Here is a 442-nt window from a genome sequence, read left to right as displayed (position 1 = left end):
ATCAAAATTACAATGAGGTTGCTGGGAAAAATATTTCTGTAAAAAAGTATGACCATTTATCATACTTCCCGTTTTTTTATCTAGAAACTTTGAGAAATATTCAAAGTGAAATTAAAAGCCAATCTTCTTTCTGGGGAAAGATAAAAAAATCAATAGACTATTCCTCAAAAGAAAAAAAGATAGCTAGATTAATGAACTTATTAGATAGGTTGCTTATCTCTGATGAAAGTAAGTTAGCGGAAGTTGTTAAACGACTAAAGGAAATAGAACAAAGCATTAAAATAAGTGGTGAAGCTGACAATATTACATTAAAGGCAATATCTTCTAGGTCATGGGAGTTACTAGATGGACTAACTTTCTATTTAAAAACAGCTGATTCCAATATATCACTTCCTATAGATAAACATGGAATGGGGACACAAAACATTGCTATTTTTACAAT

Annotated in this window: 1 protein-coding gene; it reads left to right on the top strand. The window is 29.9% G+C overall.

Translation table 11 applies throughout. The features are described 5' to 3' along the window. Positions 1 to 442 (top strand): hypothetical protein (locus V7112_RS07880; RefSeq protein ID WP_335417452.1); only part of this gene is annotated, 442 nt, incomplete at both ends.

The organism is Bacillus sp. JJ1566, from assembly GCF_036962685.1.
Classification (GTDB): domain Bacteria; phylum Bacillota; class Bacilli; order Bacillales; family Bacillaceae_L; genus Ferdinandcohnia.
This window is presented reverse-complemented; position numbering and strand designations above follow the sequence as displayed.